The sequence below is a fragment of the Bacillus sp. FSL W8-0848 genome (assembly GCF_038007805.1).
GTDB lineage: Bacteria > Bacillota > Bacilli > Bacillales > Bacillaceae > Bacillus > Bacillus glycinifermentans.
In genome coordinates, this window is record NZ_JBBOYB010000001.1 from 2,140,094 (window position 1) to 2,158,648 (window position 18,555).

At 50.4% G+C, this 18,555-nt stretch carries 16 protein-coding genes and 1 other annotated feature; all 16 genes read right to left on the reverse strand.

What is annotated here, in order from left to right:
• Positions 1-58: 58 nt before the first annotated feature.
• Positions 59-691, reverse strand: a complete 633-nt coding sequence (gene pyrE / locus NSQ39_RS11185) for an orotate phosphoribosyltransferase (protein WP_175076825.1) — start codon at positions 689-691, stop codon at positions 59-61.
• Positions 688-1,407: an orotidine-5'-phosphate decarboxylase gene (gene pyrF / locus NSQ39_RS11190; protein ID WP_046130700.1), complete on the reverse strand. Its 720-nt coding sequence runs from the start codon at positions 1,405-1,407 to the stop codon at positions 688-690. Before pyrF ends, pyrE begins: the two co-directional genes overlap by 4 nt.
• The gene (locus NSQ39_RS11195) at positions 1,376-2,311 is read right to left on the reverse strand and encodes a dihydroorotate dehydrogenase (RefSeq protein ID WP_046130701.1); all 936 of its coding nucleotides are present in this window, start codon (positions 2,309-2,311) and stop codon (positions 1,376-1,378) included. Before NSQ39_RS11195 ends, pyrF begins: the two co-directional genes overlap by 32 nt.
• A complete protein-coding gene (locus NSQ39_RS11200) occupies positions 2,311-3,081 on the reverse strand; it encodes a dihydroorotate dehydrogenase electron transfer subunit (RefSeq protein WP_046130702.1) in 771 nt (256 codons plus the stop codon). Before NSQ39_RS11200 ends, NSQ39_RS11195 begins: the two co-directional genes overlap by 1 nt.
• On the reverse strand, positions 3,078-6,293 hold the full coding sequence (gene carB, locus NSQ39_RS11205; RefSeq protein ID WP_175076826.1) for a carbamoyl-phosphate synthase (glutamine-hydrolyzing) large subunit: 3,216 nt from the start codon (positions 6,291-6,293) through the stop codon (positions 3,078-3,080). Before carB ends, NSQ39_RS11200 begins: the two co-directional genes overlap by 4 nt.
• Positions 6,278-7,372: a carbamoyl phosphate synthase small subunit gene (locus tag NSQ39_RS11210; protein ID WP_046130704.1), complete on the reverse strand. Its 1,095-nt coding sequence runs from the start codon at positions 7,370-7,372 to the stop codon at positions 6,278-6,280. Before NSQ39_RS11210 ends, carB begins: the two co-directional genes overlap by 16 nt.
• Positions 7,369-8,655, reverse strand: coding sequence for a dihydroorotase (locus tag NSQ39_RS11215; RefSeq protein ID WP_175076827.1), 1,287 nt, complete (start codon positions 8,653-8,655; stop codon positions 7,369-7,371). Before NSQ39_RS11215 ends, NSQ39_RS11210 begins: the two co-directional genes overlap by 4 nt.
• Positions 8,639-9,559, reverse strand: a complete 921-nt coding sequence (locus tag NSQ39_RS11220; RefSeq protein ID WP_046130706.1) for an aspartate carbamoyltransferase catalytic subunit — start codon at positions 9,557-9,559, stop codon at positions 8,639-8,641. Before NSQ39_RS11220 ends, NSQ39_RS11215 begins: the two co-directional genes overlap by 17 nt.
• Positions 9,560-9,717: 158 nt before the next feature.
• Positions 9,718-11,010, reverse strand: coding sequence for a uracil permease PyrP (pyrP, locus tag NSQ39_RS11225; RefSeq protein ID WP_175076828.1), 1,293 nt, complete (start codon positions 11,008-11,010; stop codon positions 9,718-9,720).
• 190 nt (positions 11,011-11,200) lie between these two features.
• Complete coding sequence (pyrR, locus tag NSQ39_RS11230; RefSeq protein WP_046130708.1) at positions 11,201-11,749, reverse strand: bifunctional pyr operon transcriptional regulator/uracil phosphoribosyltransferase PyrR; 549 nt, start codon at positions 11,747-11,749, stop codon at positions 11,201-11,203.
• Positions 11,750-11,927: 178 nt separating this feature from the next.
• Positions 11,928-12,842: an RluA family pseudouridine synthase gene (locus tag NSQ39_RS11235; RefSeq protein ID WP_175076829.1), complete on the reverse strand. Its 915-nt coding sequence runs from the start codon at positions 12,840-12,842 to the stop codon at positions 11,928-11,930.
• A 1-nt stretch (position 12,843) separates the two neighbouring features.
• Positions 12,844-13,383 (reverse strand): signal peptidase II, encoded by a 540-nt coding sequence (lspA, locus tag NSQ39_RS11240; RefSeq protein ID WP_236809822.1) that lies wholly within the window; start codon positions 13,381-13,383, stop codon positions 12,844-12,846.
• Between the two features lie 44 nt (positions 13,384-13,427).
• Entirely contained in the window at positions 13,428-13,793 is a 366-nt protein-coding gene (locus tag NSQ39_RS11245) for a TraR/DksA family transcriptional regulator (RefSeq protein ID WP_175076830.1), read from the reverse strand.
• A gap of 171 nt (positions 13,794-13,964) precedes the next feature.
• Positions 13,965-16,721 carry an isoleucine--tRNA ligase gene (ileS, locus tag NSQ39_RS11250; protein ID WP_175076831.1) on the reverse strand — a complete coding sequence of 919 codons (2,757 nt, stop codon included), beginning with the start codon at positions 16,719-16,721 and terminating at the stop codon, positions 13,965-13,967.
• A 50-nt stretch (positions 16,722-16,771) separates the two neighbouring features.
• Positions 16,772-17,004, reverse strand: a binding site (T-box leader).
• Between the two features lie 63 nt (positions 17,005-17,067).
• Complete coding sequence (locus NSQ39_RS11255) at positions 17,068-17,562, reverse strand: DivIVA domain-containing protein (protein WP_046130711.1); 495 nt, start codon at positions 17,560-17,562, stop codon at positions 17,068-17,070.
• Positions 17,563-17,658: 96 nt separating this feature from the next.
• Positions 17,659-18,435, reverse strand: a complete 777-nt coding sequence (locus NSQ39_RS11260) for a YlmH family RNA-binding protein (protein ID WP_175076832.1) — start codon at positions 18,433-18,435, stop codon at positions 17,659-17,661.
• Positions 18,436-18,555 lie beyond the last annotated feature (120 nt).

The window sequence follows — 18,555 nt, forward strand, 5'->3', positions numbered from 1 at the left end:
TTACTATTTTTGGAGCATCAAAAAAGCCGTCCCCTTCATAAAGAGACGACTGCTTTCTTCATATTTTTATCCATGCTGTTGATTGCGGATCTGCTTTCCATTCTTTCAGCTTTGCTGCATCTGCTTCGCTGATATAGCCTTCGGCAAGCGCTGCTTCTGTCAGCGTGTCGTAGTCGGTCAGGGTATGGTATTCGACGCCCGCTTCATCGAAGGCGATACCCGCTTTCGGAAGCCCGTACGTGAAGATTGCAGCAACGCCAAGCACCTCGCAGCCGGCATCATTTAAAGCGGAGACGGCTTCAAGAACACTGCCGCCCGTCGAGATCAGATCTTCGATAACAACAACTTTTTGCCCTTTTTTGACCGCTCCTTCGATTTGATTTCCTTTTCCGTGCGCTTTCGGCTTGCTTCTGACGTAGCACATCGGCAGGCGGAGCCTGTCAGCGGCAAGCGCCGCGTGAGGAATTCCCGCTGTTGCCGTGCCCGCAATGATTTCTGCTTCCGGATATTTGTCTTTGATCAACCCGGCAAGGCCTGATGCGATGTCATCCCTTACCTCAGGATACGAAAGCGTCAACCTGTTGTCGCAGTAAATCGGCGACTTCATGCCGCTCGCCCATGTAAACGGCTCATTCGGCCGCAGGAAAACCGCCTTGATTGCTAATAGATGCTTTGCAATTTCTGTTTTCATGCTTTGATTCCCTCCCACTCAAGCACTATTTTTCGATAAGCCGAAACCGGATCTTCCGCTTGTGTGATCGAACGGCCGACCACGATCGCGGAAACGCCTTTTTCCCTCGCCATGGCTGGCGTTGCCACTCTGACTTGATCGTTCTTATTGTCATCGGCAAGCCGGATTCCCGGCGTCACCGTCAGAAAGGAAGGAGACGTCTCCAGGCAGATCCGGTCCGCTTCGTGAACCGAACAGACGACGCCGTCAAGCCCGCTCTCTTCTGCGAGCTTGCTGTAGCGAAGAACGGTTTCTTCAAGCGGCGTTTCGATCAAAAGCTCATGCTGCAGCATGTCAGGCGACGTGCTTGTCAGCTGTGTAACAGCGATTAATGACGGCCGTTTCTGCCCTGAGACAGTCCCGGCTTCAAGGCCTTCAAGCGCGGCCTCCATCATCCGTCTTCCCCCTGCTGCGTGCACATTGACAAGACTGACGCCAAAACCAGCCAGCCTTTTCATCGCCTTATATACGGTCGTCGGAATGTCATGGCACTTTAAGTCGAGAAATATCCGGCAGTTTTGCTTCTTAAGCTGCTCAAGGATGTAAGGACCTTCCTGATAAAAGAGCTCCATTCCGACTTTTACAAAAAGAGTTTCTCCGTCAAACCGCTTCAAAAACGCAAGCGTTTCCTGTGCGGATGGAAAATCAAGCGCGATGATGGGCGGCGTATTGTTCATGTTTCCAGCTCCTTCCGATGCATTCATCAATAGATCGATATCCGTATTTTCCTAAAACGCGCGGCAAGTCTTCAATGATTTCCGGACAGGCGAACGGATTGACGAAATTGGCCGTGCCGACCGCGACCGCGCTCGCCCCTGCCAGCAGAAATTCAAGTGCATCTTCCGCCGACTGCACCCCGCCCATGCCGATGATCGGAATGCTGACCGCCTGGCTGACTTCATAAACCATCCGGATTGCGACCGGTTTTACGGCCGGACCTGATAATCCTCCGGTTTTGTTCGCCAAAATCGGCTTGCCTGTCTTCAAGTCGAGCCTCATGCCGATCAGGGTGTTGATCATCGTCAGCCCGTCGGCGCCCGCTTCTTCGATCGCTTGGGCGATTTCCGCAATGTCTGTGACATTCGGCGACAGCTTCACATAAACGGGCACATCGGAAACACCCTTAACCGCCTTCGTCAGCTCAGCCGCCATTTCCGGACGCGTGCCGAACGCGATCCCGCCCGTTTTGACGTTCGGACAGGAAATGTTCAGCTCGAGCGCATGCACATTCGGCGCTTTGCTGATTTCTTGCGCAACCTCGACATAATCTTCAAGCTGTGAACCGGCTACATTGGCGATAATCGGCGTATCGAATTGTTCGAGCCAGGGAAGTTCGTGTTCCATGACAGCCTGCACGCCGGGATTTTGCAGTCCGATCGCATTCAGCATGCCGGCTTGCGTTTCGGCGACCCTCGGCGTCGGATTCCCGAAGCGCGGTTCGCTCGTCGTTGCTTTGATCATGATCGCCCCGAGGCATGAAAGATCATACAGGTTTGCAAACTCTTTTCCGAAACCGAAGCATCCGGAAGCCGGAATGATCGGATTTTTCAACCTGAGGCCGGGCAAATTTACTTCAAGCATTACAAAAGCACCTCCTGCGCTTTAAAAACAGGGCCGTCCAGACAGACTTTCACGTACGGCTTTTCGCTTTCGTCCGTATGGCACACACAGGCAAAACAAGCGCCGATTCCGCAGCCCATCCGCTCTTCCATCGACAAGTAAACGTCTTTATCCGGATAGCGCTCCTTTAACGCCTTCAGCATCGGCGTCGGCCCGCAGGCGAGAAGGCAGTCAAACTGAAGCTCTTCTGCTTCGATGACATCTGTGACAAACCCTTTCGTCCCATGGGTGCCGTCTGCTGTAGCAATATAGACAGGGCCGAATTCAGAGAATTCCCGCTCGTAAAAAACGTCTTTGGCTGACGCGAATCCTAACACTTGAACGACATTGACGCCTCGGCTTGTCAGCTGCCTTGCGAGCTCGTAAAGCGGCGGGACGCCGATCCCCCCTCCGACTAAAAGAGCCGTTTGGCCGGGGGCAAGCGCATCTTGCGGAAATCCGTTTCCGAGCGGTCCGAGTACGTCAACGAGATCTCCCTTTTCCTTTAATGAGAGAAGCCGTGTCCCCTCTCCGTCCTTTCGGAAAATAACCGTGATTTCCCGGTTGTCCCGATCAATGCGGGCGATGCTGATCGGCCGCCTTAACAAAGGGGTGACAGACTCGGCGACTTTCAAATGAAGGAACTGGCCGGGGGCGCTGCACGACTCAGCGAGCTCCCCTTTCAGCACCATTTGATAAATGTTATCGGCAATGCAATCGTTGGAACGAACCGTCATATATCCTTTTTTCATCTGACGGCCGCCGCCTCTTGACCGACTTTGACAGCGGGCATATGATCGGCGCGGAAGCTCATGCTTTCTAGCACCCTCAAAATCGCTTCTGCCGTGTCTAATGACGTCAGGCAGGCCACGCCGTTTTCCACCGATTCCCGTCTGATTCTGAAGCCGTCCCTTTCCGGCTGCTTTCCTTTTGTCAAAGTATTCACGACGAACTGCGCTTCCCCGTTGCGGATGACGTCAAGCAGATTCGTGCCTTCCTCGCCGATTTTCCCGACGGTTTTCACAGGGACGGATGCCGCCCGCAGGCAATCTGCCGTTCCTTCTGTCGCCAGGATTTTATAGCCGATGGCGTGGAACCGTTTGGCGATATGGAGTCCTTCTTCCTTGTCTTTATCAGCGACGGTCAGAAGCACAGATCCGTAATTCGGGATCTGGATGCCTGAAGCGATCAGTCCTTTATAAAGCGCCTTTTCGAGTGTCGTATCTTTCCCCATGACTTCACCAGTCGATTTCATTTCCGGACCGAGCGTGATGTCCACTCTCCTCAGCTTTGCGAAGGAGAAGACCGGAACTTTTACATAGACGCCTTCCTGCTCTTTTTGAAGGCCTTCTGTATATCCCATATCGGCAAGCTTTTGGCCGAGAATGACCTTTGTCGCGAGATTTGCCATCGGAATTCCGGTGATTTTGCTGAGGAACGGCACCGTCCGGCTTGAGCGCGGATTCACCTCAAGGACATAGACCTCATCTTTTGAAAGGACGAACTGAATGTTGAGCAATCCGATGATGTTCAAGCCTTTCGCGAGTTCGACCGTATACTGTTCGATCTTTTTCTTGATCTCTATAGAGAGCGATTGCGGCGGATAGACGGCAATCGAGTCTCCGGAGTGGATGCCCGCCCGTTCGATATGCTCCATGATCCCCGGAATGACGATCGTTTCCCCGTCGGAAATCGCGTCGACTTCGATTTCTTTTCCGATTAAATATTTATCGATGAGAACAGGATGCTGCGGGTTGATTTTGACCGCATGTTCCATGTAATGAAGAAGCTCTTCTTCATGGTACACGATCTCCATCGCCCTTCCGCCGAGAACGTAGGATGGGCGCACAAGCACAGGGTAGCCGATACGGCCTGCGATTGTGACGGCTTCACCCACAGAAGTTGCCGTTTTGCCGAGCGGCTGAGGAACATTCAGCGTTTCAAGCGCATTCTCGAATTTGTCGCGGTCTTCTGCGCGATCCAAGTCCTCCAGCGACGTTCCGAGAATGTTTACCCCCCTCTCTGCCAGTTCATTGGCGAGATTGATCGCAGTTTGTCCGCCGAATTGGACGACGACGCCTTCCGGCTGCTCCAAGTCGATGACATGCATGACATCTTCAATCGTCAGCGGCTCAAAGTACAGCTTGTCGGAAATGCTGAAGTCCGTCGACACAGTCTCAGGGTTGTTGTTAATGATAACCGCTTCATAGCCGGCTTCTTTGATCGCCCAGACCGAATGCACCGTCGCATAGTCAAACTCAACCCCCTGGCCGATCCGGATCGGGCCTGAGCCGAGCACGACCACGCTCTTTTTCCCGGTTCTTAAAGACTCGTTTTCTTCTTCATACGTGCTGTAAAAATAAGGCGTTTCCGATTCAAATTCGGCCGCGCACGTATCAACCATTTTATAAACCGGCGTGATGCCCGCTTCTTTTCTAAGCTCATACACCTTTCGTTCAGGCATTTCCCACAGGCGGCTGATGAAGCGGTCTGAAAAGCCGAGTTCTTTCGCCTCTTTCAACAGCGCAAGATCGCCGCGCTCCGCTTGCAGTTTTTCTTCGAAGCGGATAATCCCTTCCAGTTTATACAGGAAGAAAACGTCAATCTTAGAAAATTCGTGGAGATCAAGGACAGTATAGCCCCTTCTGAACGCTTCTGCCAAATAGAAGAGCCGTTCATCGCCCGCTTTTTTGATCCGCTTCTCAAGCACGCCATTTGTAATGTCTTCTGCATCTTTTAATTCAAGGTGGTACACGTCTGCTTCAAGCGAGCGGACCGCTTTAAGAAGAGATTCCTCCAACGTTCTGCCGATCGCCATCACCTCGCCCGTCGCTTTCATCTGCGTGCCGAGTTTGCGGTTTGCCGATTCAAACTTATCGAACGGCCAACGCGGAATCTTTGAGACGACATAATCAAGCGCCGGCTCAAACGAAGCATACGTTTTTCCTGTCACAGGGTTCATCATTTCATCAAGAGACAAGCCGACGGCGATTTTGGCAGCGAGCTTTGCAATCGGGTACCCTGTCGCCTTTGAAGCGAGCGCTGAAGAACGGCTGACCCGCGGGTTGACCTCGATAATGTAGTATTGGAAACTGTCCGGATCAAGCGCCAGCTGCACATTGCAGCCTCCTTCGATTTCGAGCGCGCGGATGATTTTAAGCGATACATTGCGAAGCATTTGGTATTCGCGGTCGCTCAGCGTCTGGCTCGGTGCGACGACGATGCTGTCTCCGGTATGGATGCCGACGGGATCGATGTTTTCCATATTGCAGACGACGATCGCGTGATCGTTCGAATCTCTCATCACCTCATATTCGATCTCTTTATATCCGGCAATGCTTTTTTCGAGCAGACATTGATGAACAGGGCTCATTTTCAAGCCGTTCTCAACGATTTCCTTCAGTTCATCTTCATTTGAACAGATTCCTCCGCCGGTTCCGCCGAGCGTGTATGCAGGTCTGACGATGACCGGAAACCCGATTTTCCCGACAAAATCTTGGGCTTCTGCTAACGAATGGATAATGTCGCTTTCCGGCACCGGCTCGTTGAGCTCATTCATCAAGCTTCTGAACAAATCGCGGTCTTCCGCCTTTTGAATCGCGGACAATTTCGTGCCGAGCACTTCAACGCCGCACTCTTCCAAAATGCCGTTCTCTGACAATTCGACCGCCAAATTCAGGCCTGTCTGGCCGCCCAAGGTAGGCAAAATCGCATCAGGGCGCTCTTTACGGATAATCCGCGTTAAAAACTCGAGCGTCAGCGGTTCGATATAAACCCTGTCTGCCATTTCCGTATCCGTCATAATCGTCGCCGGATTGGAGTTGACGAGAATGACTTCATAGCCCTCTTCTTTTAAAGCGAGGCACGCTTGGGTGCCCGCATAATCAAACTCTGCCGCCTGGCCGATTATAATCGGACCTGAGCCGATCACCAAAATCTTTTGAATGTCTACGCGTTTAGGCATACCGTTTCCCCTTCTTTCTCTGTCGTTTCAATCATCTGCAGAAATTGATCAAATAAATGGTTGGCATCCTCAGGTCCCGGTGAAGCTTCCGGGTGATATTGCACCGTAAAGGCAGGCTCTGATTTATGTTTCAGGCCTTCAATCGTGTTGTCGTTGATCGCCACGTGCGTCACTTCAAGCGGCGTATTTTCAACAGATGAAACCGTGTAGCCGTGGTTTTGCGCCGTGATCGATACTCTGCCCGTTTTCAAGCATTTTACCGGATGGTTGGAGCCGCGGTGGCCGAATTTCATCTTGACGGTCTCAGCTCCGCATGCGAGCGCGAACAGCTGATGTCCGAGGCAGATCCCGAACAGCGGCACCTTGCCGAGAATGTTTTGGATCATGGCAATCGCTTCAGGTACGTCCTTCGGATCCCCAGGTCCGTTTGACAGCATGACGCCGTCAGGCTTGAGCTGCATGATTTCTTCAGCGGTTACATGGTGGGGGACGACGATACAATCGCATTTGCGCTTGTTCAATTCCCTTAAGATGCCATGTTTCATGCCGAAATCAACAAGCACGATCCGCTTGCCTCTTCCAGGGCTCGGATAGGCGGTTTTCGTTGACACTTGACTGACCTGATCCCGCGGAAGCTCCGTTTCTTTCATTTTTCTGATCAAAGCGTCCGCGTCCTCATCAGGACCGGCGAACATCCCTTTCAGCGTCCCTGCCGTACGGATCATTCTCGTCAGCTTTCTCGTATCGATTCCCGACAAGCCCGGAATGTTCTTCATTTTCAAATAGTCATCCAGCGTATATGCCGAACGCCAGTTTGAAGGAAGTTGACATAACTCTTTTACTATAAACCCTTTGACATAAGGTGTAATCGATTCAAAATCGTCTCTGTTGATGCCGTAGTTTCCGATCAGAGGATAGGTTAATGTGACAATCTGCCCGCAGTAGGAAGGGTCTGAGAGAATTTCCTGATAGCCCGTCATCCCCGTGTTGAACACGACTTCCCCCATTGTGTTCTCCAGGCTGCCGAAGGCCTTCCCTTCAAATATCGTTCCGTTTTCAAGCACTAGACGTCTTTTCATTTTACGAGTCTCCCCTCTTTGTAAGCGACTTTTCCGGCAGCCATCGTCAATACAGGCCAGCCGAAGCAGTTGATGCCGTCAAACGGCGTATTTTTTCCTTTGGAAAGAAAGCGGTTTTTATCGATTTTGTCTTCTTTTTCAAGATCGATCAGCGTGATGTCCGCCGGTCGTCCGGCTTCAAGCCTTCCGTATGGCAGTCCGAATGCTTCACAAGGCTTAACCGTCATATAATCGACAAGCTGTTTTAATGTCCAGGCACCGTTTTTGACAAAGTGCGTGTACAGAAGCGGAAAAGCCGTTTCCAAGCCGACGATTCCAAACGGGGCGAGGCTCATCGTCTGCTGTTTTTCCGCTTCCGTATGCGGGGCATGGTCTGTTGCGATAAAATCGATCGTTCCATCGAGAAGCCCTTCCAAAAGCGCTTCCCTGTCTTCTTTGCTTCTGAGAGGCGGATTCATTTTGTAATTCGTATCAAGCCCCGGTATATCTGTGTCGCAAAGCAGCAAATGGTGCGGCGTTACTTCCGCAGTGACGCGGATTCCGGCCTTTTTAGCGTCGCGGACGGCCCTGACCGATTCCTTCGTGCTGATATGGCAGACGTGATAATGGCAGCCTGCCGCTTCCGCCAGCAGCACGTCTCTTGCAATATGAACCGCTTCACAGATCGAAGGAATTCCGTTTAGACCGTGTTTTTTTGCAAATTCCCCGTCGTGCACGCTTCCCCCGTAGATCAGCGAATTGTCTTCACAGTGGGCGACGATCGCTTTGTTGATCGAGGCCGCCTTTTTCATCGCCTCAAACATCATTCCGGCAGTTTGGACGCCGACTCCGTCGTCTGTAAAGGCGAATGCGCCTGCTTCGGACAATTCGTCGAAATCGGTCATGTCTTTGCCGGTCTGTCTGACCGTAATCGAGGCGTACGGAAGGACCCTGACAGATGCCGTTTCCTGAATGCGATTTGTCAGCCAATCCATTTGTTCTTTCGTATCAGGGACAGGTCGTGTGTTCGGCATCGCAGCTACCGTCGTGAAACCGCCTCTTGCCGCTGCTTGTGCACCCGTTTCAATCGTCTCCTTTTTCTCTCCGCCCGGCTCTCTGAAATGGACGTGAAGGTCGATGAGTCCGGGAGAGACGAACAGTCCTTCAGCATCAATGACCGATTCGCCCGGTTCGGCCTCAAGGGTGCCGATCTCGCTTATGACTTCCCCTTCTATCCTGATGTCACGCTTTATTTTTTCGCCGTTTTCATCCAGCATGAAGCCGTTTTTAATTAAATAAGACATAAGCCTGATCTCCCCTTTTTTCGTTTTCGCGTTTCTCAAGCGCTCTTTTTAAAACCGCCATTCTGATGTAGACCCCGTTTTCCATTTGTTTAAAAATCCTTGATTGCGCCGATTCCACAAGCGCGCTGTCGATTTCGACGCCGCGATTGACCGGGGCCGGGTGCATAATGATCGCGTCCTTTTTCAAACGCTTCGCCCGCTCCAGCGACAATCCGAATGTTTGCAAAAACCCGCGATCGGCCGTTTTCGTCTGATGGCGCTCGTGCTGAATCCGAAGCAGCATCACGACGTCTGAATTGGCGACCGCTTCGTCCGCCGGCACATAAGTCCCGTACGGATTATCCGCATCCCGCCACTCGTCCGGTCCTGAGAAAAGAACCGCGGCCCCGAGCCTTGAGAGCACTTCGGCGTTCGAGCGTGCCACTCTGCTGTGCTTGATGTCGCCGTGAATCGATACGGTCAGTCCGTCAAATTTGCCGAATTCCTCGTGAATCGTCATTAAGTCGAGCAGAGATTGCGTCGGATGCTGGCCGCAGCCGTCTCCGGCATTGATTACCGGAATGCCGACACGCCCGACCAATTCCTTGTAATAATCATCCTCCGAGTGCCTGATCACGCAAACATCTGCGCCGATGGATTCAAGCGTTCGTACCGTATCGTACAATGACTCCCCTTTTTGAACGCTTGTCGATACACCGTCCAGATTCAAAACATTCATGCCGAGCTTCTTCTCTGCGACTTCAAAGCTGAAGCGCGTCCGTGTACTCGGCTCAAAGAACAAGTTGGCAGCAAACTTTCCGGAGAGAACGCGATCAGATTTGCCTTTTTTCAGCGCTTCCGCCTCTTCAATCAGACCGAAAATCTCCTCAAGACTCAGCTCGTTCATTGCGGTCAAATGTTTCAATGTTTACCCCTCCGCTTTCATTGAATGTTTTTATAAAAAAACCCCAAGCCGTATGGCTTGGGGTATAGTGAATCAGAGAATGCGCTTATGCACTTCCCTTTCAACAACCCTTTCAAGCCTCTCTGGACTTCATTTAAAAGGTCTTCCGTATGCGTTTTTTAAGCTTCTGTCCCACCCTGATCTTCTTTTGATTCCGGCAGAACAAGGTTTAAGATCACGCCGACGATTGCGGCAAGCGCCATGCTGGACAGCTCAAATCCGGAGATTTTGATGAATGCGCCGCCGACCCCGATGACGAGAATGACGGATGAAATGATCAAGTTTCGTTTGTTTTCCAAATCGATTTTATTGTCAATCAGCATGCGGAGCCCGCTTGATGCGATGATGCCGAAGAGCAGGAAGGACACGCCTCCCATGACGGCTGAAGGAACCGAGCTGATCAGCGCGGAAATTTTGCCGACAAAACCGAAGCACAGTGCAATGACGGCGGCTCCGCCGATGACGAACACGCTGAAGACCCTCGTGATCGCCAAAACGCCGATGTTTTCTCCGTATGTCGTTGTCGGCGGCCCGCCGATGCAAGAAGCGATCATCGTCGCGACGCTGTCTCCTAAGATGGAGCGATGGAGCCCGGGCTTCTTAATGAAATCCCGGCCGACGACTTTGCTTAGAACCATCTGGTGTCCGATATGCTCGGACATGGTTACGAACGCGACGGGCACCATGGCCAGTCCGATGACGGCAGCTGCGGTGGCCGGCGTATAATCAACAAACGGCAGAATGAAATCCGGAACCGCGAACCATTTGGCATCCGCCACCATTTGAAAGTCGACGATTCCTTGCGTGAGGGCGAACAAGTATCCGCAGATGATTCCTATAAGTACCGGTATCAGGCTGAAAAAACCGCGCAGGAAGATTGCGCATACGATCGTCACGGCAAGCGTAAACCCGGCTACGCCGAAGTGTTTTGCGCTGTATACGAGCGTTTCGGCATTCGGATTTTCGTACATCGCCATATTAACCGCCGTGCTCGCCAGTCCGAGCCCGATGACGATGATGACCGGTCCGATGACAATCGGCGGCAGAAGCTTCATCAGCCAGCCCGTGCCGAGCCGCTGAATAAATAAGGCGATCAGCCCGTAGACAATCCCGGCCATAAACGCGCCGATCATGGCTGCTCCAGGGCCGCCGGCAGCTTTAGCCGCAAGGATCGGGGCGATAAACGCGAACGATGATCCTAAGTAAGCGGGAATCTGTCCTTTTGTAATCAACAGGTATGCGAGTGTCCCGAGTCCGCTCGTAATCAGCGCGACACCCGGGCTCAAGCCGACCAGTTTCGGCACGAGGATGGTCGATCCGAACATGGCGAACAAATGCTGAAGACTGAATGAAAGCCAATTCAGCGGTTTTGGCACTTCTCTTACATCTAAGTTAACGTTTTTCTGACTCATAATTTTTCCTCCTGATGATCGACTCATTTTCTATGATGTCTTAAATCCGGTAAAGATAACGACCATTAAAAAAGCCTCTTTGCATATGCGCAAAGAGGCAGACCAAAATCGTCACTGCTATGAAGTGACTGTCCCGTCTAATCCCTCTTTGCAAACTCTCTGGAATGCACTTAAAAAAGGATATAATCATTCATTTTTTATAAATCGCCGCAAGGTCGCGGCCGTCAACTTCTTCAAGCTGAACCATGACCTTTTCGGATTTTGAAGTCGGAATGTTTTTTCCGATGAAGTCAGCCCTGATCGGCAGCTCCCTATGACCTCGGTCAACGAGGACGGCGAGCTGGATTGCAGAAGGCCGTCCGACGTCTACTAGCGCGTCCATCGCCGCTCTGACCGTCCGTCCCGTGTAGAGGACATCATCGACGACGATCACCTTTTGATCGGTAATGTCAACCGGAATATCCGCGCCTTTGACCAGCGGTTCCTCATTGGCCGTTTTTTTGGACAGATCGTCTCTGTACAGCGTAATGTCGAGTTCTCCGACGGTCACTTTGTTTCCTTCAATTTGTTCGATTCGTTCGGCAAGGCGCTTTGCCAAATAAATCCCTCTCGTCTTGATTCCGACGAGGATGCAGTTGTTCATTCCCTTGTTTCGTTCGATCATTTCGTGGGCGATTCTTGTCAGCGCCCTTCTGATCGCCTGTTCGTCAAGTACAACAGCCTTTTCCTGTCCTTCCATGACAGATGCACCTCATCTCTTGATAAAAGGATAAAACAAAAACCCCTTCTGGCAGGCAGAGAGGGGTCTTTAAAGCGAATATACCCATTCACTTGTCCGATATCCTTCTCAGCCTCTCTGGACTGTGTTAAAGAATCTGTTCTAACTTCGTTTATTATTTCAAAAAAGAAATCGTCTGTCAATGATTATTTCGAAGTTTGTCGAGAAGATTTTTCATATCGTCTGGCAGGGGCGCCTTAAATTCGATATATTCCCCTGTCCGAGGATGATCAAATCCCAAAACACCGGCATGCAGAGCCTGTCCGTTGAAATCGATCGTTTTCTTCGGTCCGTATTTCGGGTCTCCGGCAAGCGGAAAGCCGATGTATTTCATATGCACCCGAATCTGATGGGTTCTTCCAGTCTCCAGCCGGCATTCAACCACGGTAAAATCGTCAAACCGCTCTTTCACTTCAAAATGAGTCACCGCATGCTTTCCGTTTTCCCTTGTGACCGTCATGCTCTGCCGGTCTTTTTTATCTCTTCCGATCGGCGCATCGATCGTTCCGTGGTCATGGGGAATAACCCCATGAACGAGCGCCGTATAGATTCTTGTCACCGTCTTATTGACAAGCTGGGATACAAGGGACTCATGGGCCATATCGTTTTTGGCAACCATCAAAAGCCCTGACGTATCTTTATCAATCCGGTGGACGATCCCCGGACGCATGACGCCGTTGATGCCTGACAGATCATCGCAATGCGCCATCAAGCCGTTGACAAGCGTTCCCGTCAGATGGCCGGGAGCCGGATGGACGACCATCCCGCGCGGTTTGTTGACGACAAGGACATCCTGGTCTTCATAATAAATATCGAGATCCATCGGTTCAGCCAAAACGTCGAGCGGTTCAGGGTCAGGGACATCGACTTTCACGACATCGCCCGGCTGAACTTTGTAGTTTGCTTTGACAGCCTTTTCGTTCACATGAACGCGGTCTTCTTTAATCCACTGCTGAACTTGTGTCCGCGACCAGTCCGATTCCATCGCGGTCAAGTATTTATCAATCCGTTCGCCTTTGTGGCCGTTTTGAACGGTCATCTCGTATTGCTCCATGTTACAGCTCCTTCTTCTTCTTTCCGTCTAACAGCATTTGCACAAACAAAAGCAGGACGCCGATGCATAAAGACGAATCGGCAACATTAAAAATCGGATAATGATAGTTGACGATCGTTACATGTATAAAATCGACAACCTCTTGTCTGAACACGCGGTCGATAAAATTGCCGATTGCACCGCCGAGCATCAAACCGAGCGAGATGCCGAGCAGTTTTTGCCCTTTTGCATGCTTTTGGATGTAGTAGATGATGCCGATTATCACAACCGTTGTAATGATGTAAAAAAACCACATCTGACCGGCGAGAATTCCCCATGCCGCGCCGGTATTCCGATGTGACGTGATCTGCAGGAAGCTGCCGATGACCGGAATGCTTTCCCCGTATACCATGTTGCTCACGACAAGCCATTTCGTTAATTGATCGATGCCGATAATAAACAATGCAAGTATGTAATAAGGCACAAACCGTTCCTCCAGTTTCTGTTTCTCTTCATTTAAGCATTTTATCAAGAAAAAGAAAAGGAGTAAAGGAATAATCATTGACATCCTTAAAAGAGGGCGGACCGCCTGCCCTCTTTCCAACATTACGAATAAAGCGCCTCATCGTACGTTTCATCTGTTTCAGCCCAAATAGGAAGCGTCTTTTTCTCAAACTGGATATGGTACAAAAAGTCATCCGCCGTCCTTGCCGTCGGCAAAACGGCCATCTTTGAATACGGGATCACCTTTCCTGTTTCTTCGCAAATCCCATACGTTCCGTTTTCTATTTTTGAAAGGGCTAAAAGCACATCCTGGAGTTCTTCTTTCACATGGTATATAAGAGTCGCCTGCTGATAGGACCGGTTTACCTGAGAACCTTGCTGAAAAAATGAATACTCAAACAACCGTGATTCAAGTTCCTGCTTCATTTGAAGAAGTTCGTCTTGTATGTTTGCCAGCTGATCGTTCACTCCTGCATCAACTCCTGCTTTTATCGTTGTGCTTTTAGTGTTACCGACAATGCAGATCTCAAAGCCCATAAGATTTTTCCTGACGTTCAAAACAGTGTCAGGTTTGGGAAAGCGCCGCTGTTTTGCCGGCAAAAAAAAGCGGCCCGGATGTCCGAACCGCTTTGGGTAATGTTAATAATACGTTTTGACGATCTCTGCACAGCGAGGGCAAAGCTCAGGATGGTCAGGATCATGGCCGATTTCTTTAGAAACCATGCGGCACCGTTCGCAAGTCTCGCCTTCCGCCTGTTTAACGACGATTTTACCCGTCTCAAACGTTTGCGCATCTTCCGGAACTTCCGTTTCGGCGATGGTCAATTCGGAAACGATAAAGAGCTGTTTCAAATCTTCCTTGATCGAAGAAAGCAGCGCCCTTGACTGTTCCGTTGGATACAGGATCAGGCTGGCAACGGAAGATTTTCCGATCACCTTTTCGTTCCGCGCTGTTTCAAGCGCCTTTAACACATCGTCGCGAAGGTTCATGAAACGGTCGAATTTTTCTTCCGTCTCTTTCGCATTCGGAATTTCTTTTGTTTCCGGCATATCTGTAAGCTGCACGCTTTTTTCCGTTACAAATGTGAAGTGGCTCCACATTTCTTCTGCCGTATGCGGCAGGATCGGCGTAACGAGCTTAACGAGTGCGACCAATGTTTCGTAGAACACGGTCTGCATTGAGCGGCGGTCTTTTTGATCAGCATGCTCAATATAGACGACATCTTTAGCGAAATCCATATAGAACGAGCTGAGCTCGATCGCGCAGAAGTTGTGGATCGTATGGTAGATCACGGCAAATTCGTATTCTTCGTACGCTTTTTTGACTTTTTCGATGACGTTGTTCAGCTTGATCAGCATGTACTGATCCACTTCACGGAGATCCTTTACAGGAACCGCATCTTTTGCCGGATCAAAATCGGCAATGTTCCCGTGAAGGAAGCGGAACGTGTTGCGGATTTTCCGGTACACTTCAGCGACTTGCTTCAAAATCGCGTCAGATACGCGGACGTCTGCTTGATAGTCTACAGATGCCACCCACAGCCTCAAAATATCGGCGCCGAACTGGTTCATGATTTTAGCCGGAACGACGACATTGCCGAGCGACTTGCTCATTTTGCGACCTTCTCCGTCGAGCGCAAATCCGTGAGACAGGACGCCTTTATACGGCGCTTTTCCGGTTACGGCGACCGCTGTTGAAATCGATGAGTTGAACCAGCCGCGGTATTGGTCAGAGCCTTCAAGATATAAGTCGGCAGGCCTTACCAGTTCTTCCCGTTCTACTAACACGGCCTGGTGGGATGAACCGGAATCAAACCAGACATCCATGATATCCTGCTCTTTCGTGAACTTGCCATTCGGGCTTCCAGGGTGTGTAAAGCCTTCAGGAAGCAGCTCATTCGCCTCTTTTTCAAACCAAATGTTTGATCCGTGCTCCCTGAACAATTCAGAAACGTGTTCGATCGTTTCATCGGTAATGATCGGTTCACCGTTTTCGGCGTAGAATACCGGAATCGGCACGCCCCATGCGCGCTGTCTTGAAATACACCAGTCGCCGCGATCGCGAATCATATTGTAAAGGCGCGTTTCGCCCCATTCAGGCATCCATTTTGTTTCCTTAACGGCTTCGAGCAGCTCGTCCCTGAAGTCTTTGATTGACGCAAACCATTGCGCAGTCGCGCGGAAAATCGTCGGTTTTTTCGTTCTCCAGTCGTGCGGATAAGAGTGGGTGATGAAATCAAGCTTCATCAAAGCGCCGTTTTCTTCAAGCTTTTCCGTAATCGCCTTGTTGGCCTGATCGTAAAACAGTCCTTCAAATCCCGGCGCCTCGCTTGTCATGTTTCCTTTCTCATCGACAGGGCACAAAACGTCAAGGCCGTATTTCTGGCCGATGATAAAGTCGTCTTCCCCGTGTCCGGGAGCGGTATGAACGCACCCTGTACCGGCGTCTGTCGTCACGTGCTCGCCGAGCATGACGAGCGAGTCTCTGCCGTATAACGGATGGATGGCTGTGATGTGTTCCAAATCTTTTCCTTTTACCGTCTTGACGACTTCCGGATTTTCAAAGCCGAGCGTTTGTGCCGTGCTGTCGACCAATGCGCTTGCGATGACATAGCGTGAGCCGCCTGAAGCGACGACGCTGTATTCCAAATCCGGATGCACGGCGATTCCAAGGTTTGCCGGGATCGTCCAAGGCGTTGTCGTCCAGATGATGAATTTTTCGCCGTTTGTCAAAACGCCTTTTCCGTCTTTTACGTCAAACGCAACATAGATCGACGGTGAGCGTTTGTCGTAATATTCGATTTCCGCTTCAGCCAAAGCGGATTCGCTTGAAGGGGACCAGTAAACAGGCTTTAAGCCTTTGTAAATATAGCCTTTTTTCGCCATTTCGCCGAACACTTTAATTTGCTGCGCTTCAAACTCAGGTTTTAGCGTCACATACGGATTTTTCCAATCCCCTCTGACGCCGAGGCGCTTAAATTGCGCTTTTTGGCCTTCGATCTGCTGCCACGCATACTCTTCGCAAAGCTTGCGGAATTCGGCTACAGACATTTCTTTGCGCTTTACTTTTTTGTTTTTCGTAAGGGCTGTTTCAATCGGCAGCCCGTGAGTGTCCCAGCCGGGCACATATGGCGCATGATAGCCGTTCATCGATTTGGAACGGACGATGATATCCTTCATGATTTTATTGAGGGCATGCCCCATATGGATGTCGCCGTTCGCATACGGAGGTCCGTCATGCAGGACAAACAGCGGTCTGCCTTCCGTCCGTTGCTGAACGAGGCGGTAGATGTCCATGTCCTCCCATTTTTCCTGAATCTCAGGCTCCCGCTTCGGCAGGTTTCCCCTCATTGGAAAATCCGTCTTCGGCATCAAGAGCGTATCTTTGTAATCCATTCCCATTCCTCCAAACCATTTTTCTAAAACAAAAAAAGCCTTTTCATCCCATAAGGGACGAGAAGGCTTTGATCTCGCGGTACCACCCTTTTAGATAAGCCTGATTTCGGCTTATCCGCTCAAACATCGTAACGTGATGGGACGTCCTTTCCTACTGCAAGGTTCAGAAAGGAAACTTGAGGGCTGATTCGCAAAAACTCCGGCAATCCCGGGCTCACACCGCCCCCGGGTCGCTTCGATTGCTTTATTGGAATTGATGCCGATCCCTCTCAAACGTTTTTCATCTCGATTTTATGAACGTATTATATGCGAATTGGCACAAACATGTCAAGATTGAACGGAAAATCTATTCCCTTTCATCCATGACAGCGTCCACTTCGTATTCGAGCAAATGATCCCAATCATCGTTTTTCAGAAGGTCAAGCTGTGCTTCGATCAGCATTTGGAAGCGGGTTCTGAATACTTTTGACTGTTTTTTCAGCTCTTCGATTTCCATGGCGATCTTTCTCGATTTGGACAATGCTTCATTGATGATCCGGTCTGCGTTCTTCTCAGCTTCGCGGACGATGAGCTTCGCTTCTTTTTCAGAGCTGCGCTTTACGTCCTCTGCTGCTTCCTGTGCGACAAGAATCGATTTATTCAACGTCTCTTCAATCGTTGAAAAGTGTCCGAGACGCTCATCAAGCTCATTTACCTTTGCTTCAAGCTCAGTTTTTTTGCGGAGAACGATTTCGTAGTCTTTTCTCACCTGGTTCAGAAATTCGTTCACTTCGTCTTCATCATAGCCGCGGAACGCTTTGGTAAATGTCTTATTATGAATATCATTTGGCGTCAAAGGCATTCTGCCCACCTCCATTATTTTTCTGTATGTACAAACGTCCTATTCAACATTATAAAGCAAAATTCGACCGGACGGAGAAAAAAACTGTAAAACGGCTTATTTTTGTTTTGCAAACGTTACTCTCCACTTGCCCTTTTTCGTTTTCCCGTCAATGCTTTTCAGCGTGAAACGGCCGAATCCGCGGACAGACAGCATGTCCCCTTCCGCGAGCGAATAAGAAGGATCATCGACCACCTTCCAGTTCACTTTCACAAGACCGTTTTTGACAAGCGTCTGCGCTTTTTGCCGGGATTGTCTGCTCACCGACGAGCAAAGTGCATCAAGCCTCAAGGATGAAACTGTGTCATCTCTTATTTCGACATCTTGTTCAGGGACTTTAATCTTTGAAAGCGGAATTTTTTCAAGAGACACCTTCACCCTCCCGACATGAGTCAGCTGGGAAAAAACGAAATCGGCAACTTCCTCTGAACAAATAAACTGCCGCGTTTCTCCCGAAAAGATGAGGTCGCCGAATTTTTGCCTTTTCAGCCCGATCCCCATCAGCGACCCGAGAAGCTCGCGATGTTCGATCGAAGCAAACTTTTCCGGATACGCCACTTCCCAGGCTTGAAGCTGAAAGTCTTCCGCGTCAGGCTCTATATATTCCGGATAAAGCACGGCCCGTTTCCGCTCTGCTTCGGGATAGCCGCCGCAAAACGCCAGCTTCACTTCGTCTGACCGGCCGATGACGGATGTTACAATCACCTGTTCCCGCGGATCGAGAAAATCGGTCAGCTTCATCCGGTATTGTTCTGTCACGATTCTTTTCCATTCGAGCACCTGGTCGATGAATGGCTCTTCGTCTTTTCTGAAATGCTGGTAAATATCGCTCATCGTCTTCCCTTTCTATGTAAAGAGGCCCGGCTTTTAAAGGCCAAGCCCAAAGCTTGCCCGCTCATCCCGATGGCGGCGCTCAAGATGCTGCAAGTCTTAATTCCGCAGTCCTTACTGGAC

Bases quoted from the DNA above. Each gene is read 5' to 3' on its own strand.
- pyrE (WP_175076825.1), bottom strand. From the start codon at position 691: ATGAAAACAGAAATTGCAAAGCATCTATTAGCAATCAAGGCGGTTTTC.
- pyrF (WP_046130700.1), bottom strand. From the start codon at position 1,407: ATGAACAATACGCCGCCCATCATCGCGCTTGATTTTCCATCCGCACAG.
- NSQ39_RS11195 (WP_046130701.1), bottom strand. From the start codon at position 2,311: ATGCTTGAAGTAAATTTGCCCGGCCTCAGGTTGAAAAATCCGATCATT.
- NSQ39_RS11200 (WP_046130702.1), bottom strand. From the start codon at position 3,081: ATGAAAAAAGGATATATGACGGTTCGTTCCAACGATTGCATTGCCGAT.
- carB (WP_175076826.1), bottom strand. From the start codon at position 6,293: ATGCCTAAACGCGTAGACATTCAAAAGATTTTGGTGATCGGCTCAGGT.
- NSQ39_RS11210 (WP_046130704.1), bottom strand. From the start codon at position 7,372: ATGAAAAGACGTCTAGTGCTTGAAAACGGAACGATATTTGAAGGGAAG.
- NSQ39_RS11215 (WP_175076827.1), bottom strand. From the start codon at position 8,655: ATGTCTTATTTAATTAAAAACGGCTTCATGCTGGATGAAAACGGCGAA.
- pyrP (WP_175076828.1), bottom strand. From the start codon at position 11,010: ATGAGTCAGAAAAACGTTAACTTAGATGTAAGAGAAGTGCCAAAACCG.
- pyrR (WP_046130708.1), bottom strand. From the start codon at position 11,749: ATGGAAGGACAGGAAAAGGCTGTTGTACTTGACGAACAGGCGATCAGA.
- NSQ39_RS11235 (WP_175076829.1), bottom strand. From the start codon at position 12,842: ATGGAGCAATACGAGATGACCGTTCAAAACGGCCACAAAGGCGAACGG.
- lspA (WP_236809822.1), bottom strand. From the start codon at position 13,383: ATGATTATTCCTTTACTCCTTTTCTTTTTCTTGATAAAATGCTTAAAT.
- ileS (WP_175076831.1), bottom strand. From the start codon at position 16,721: ATGGATTACAAAGATACGCTCTTGATGCCGAAGACGGATTTTCCAATG.
- NSQ39_RS11255 (WP_046130711.1), bottom strand. From the start codon at position 17,562: ATGCCTTTGACGCCAAATGATATTCATAATAAGACATTTACCAAAGCG.
- NSQ39_RS11260 (WP_175076832.1), bottom strand. From the start codon at position 18,435: ATGAGCGATATTTACCAGCATTTCAGAAAAGACGAAGAGCCATTCATC.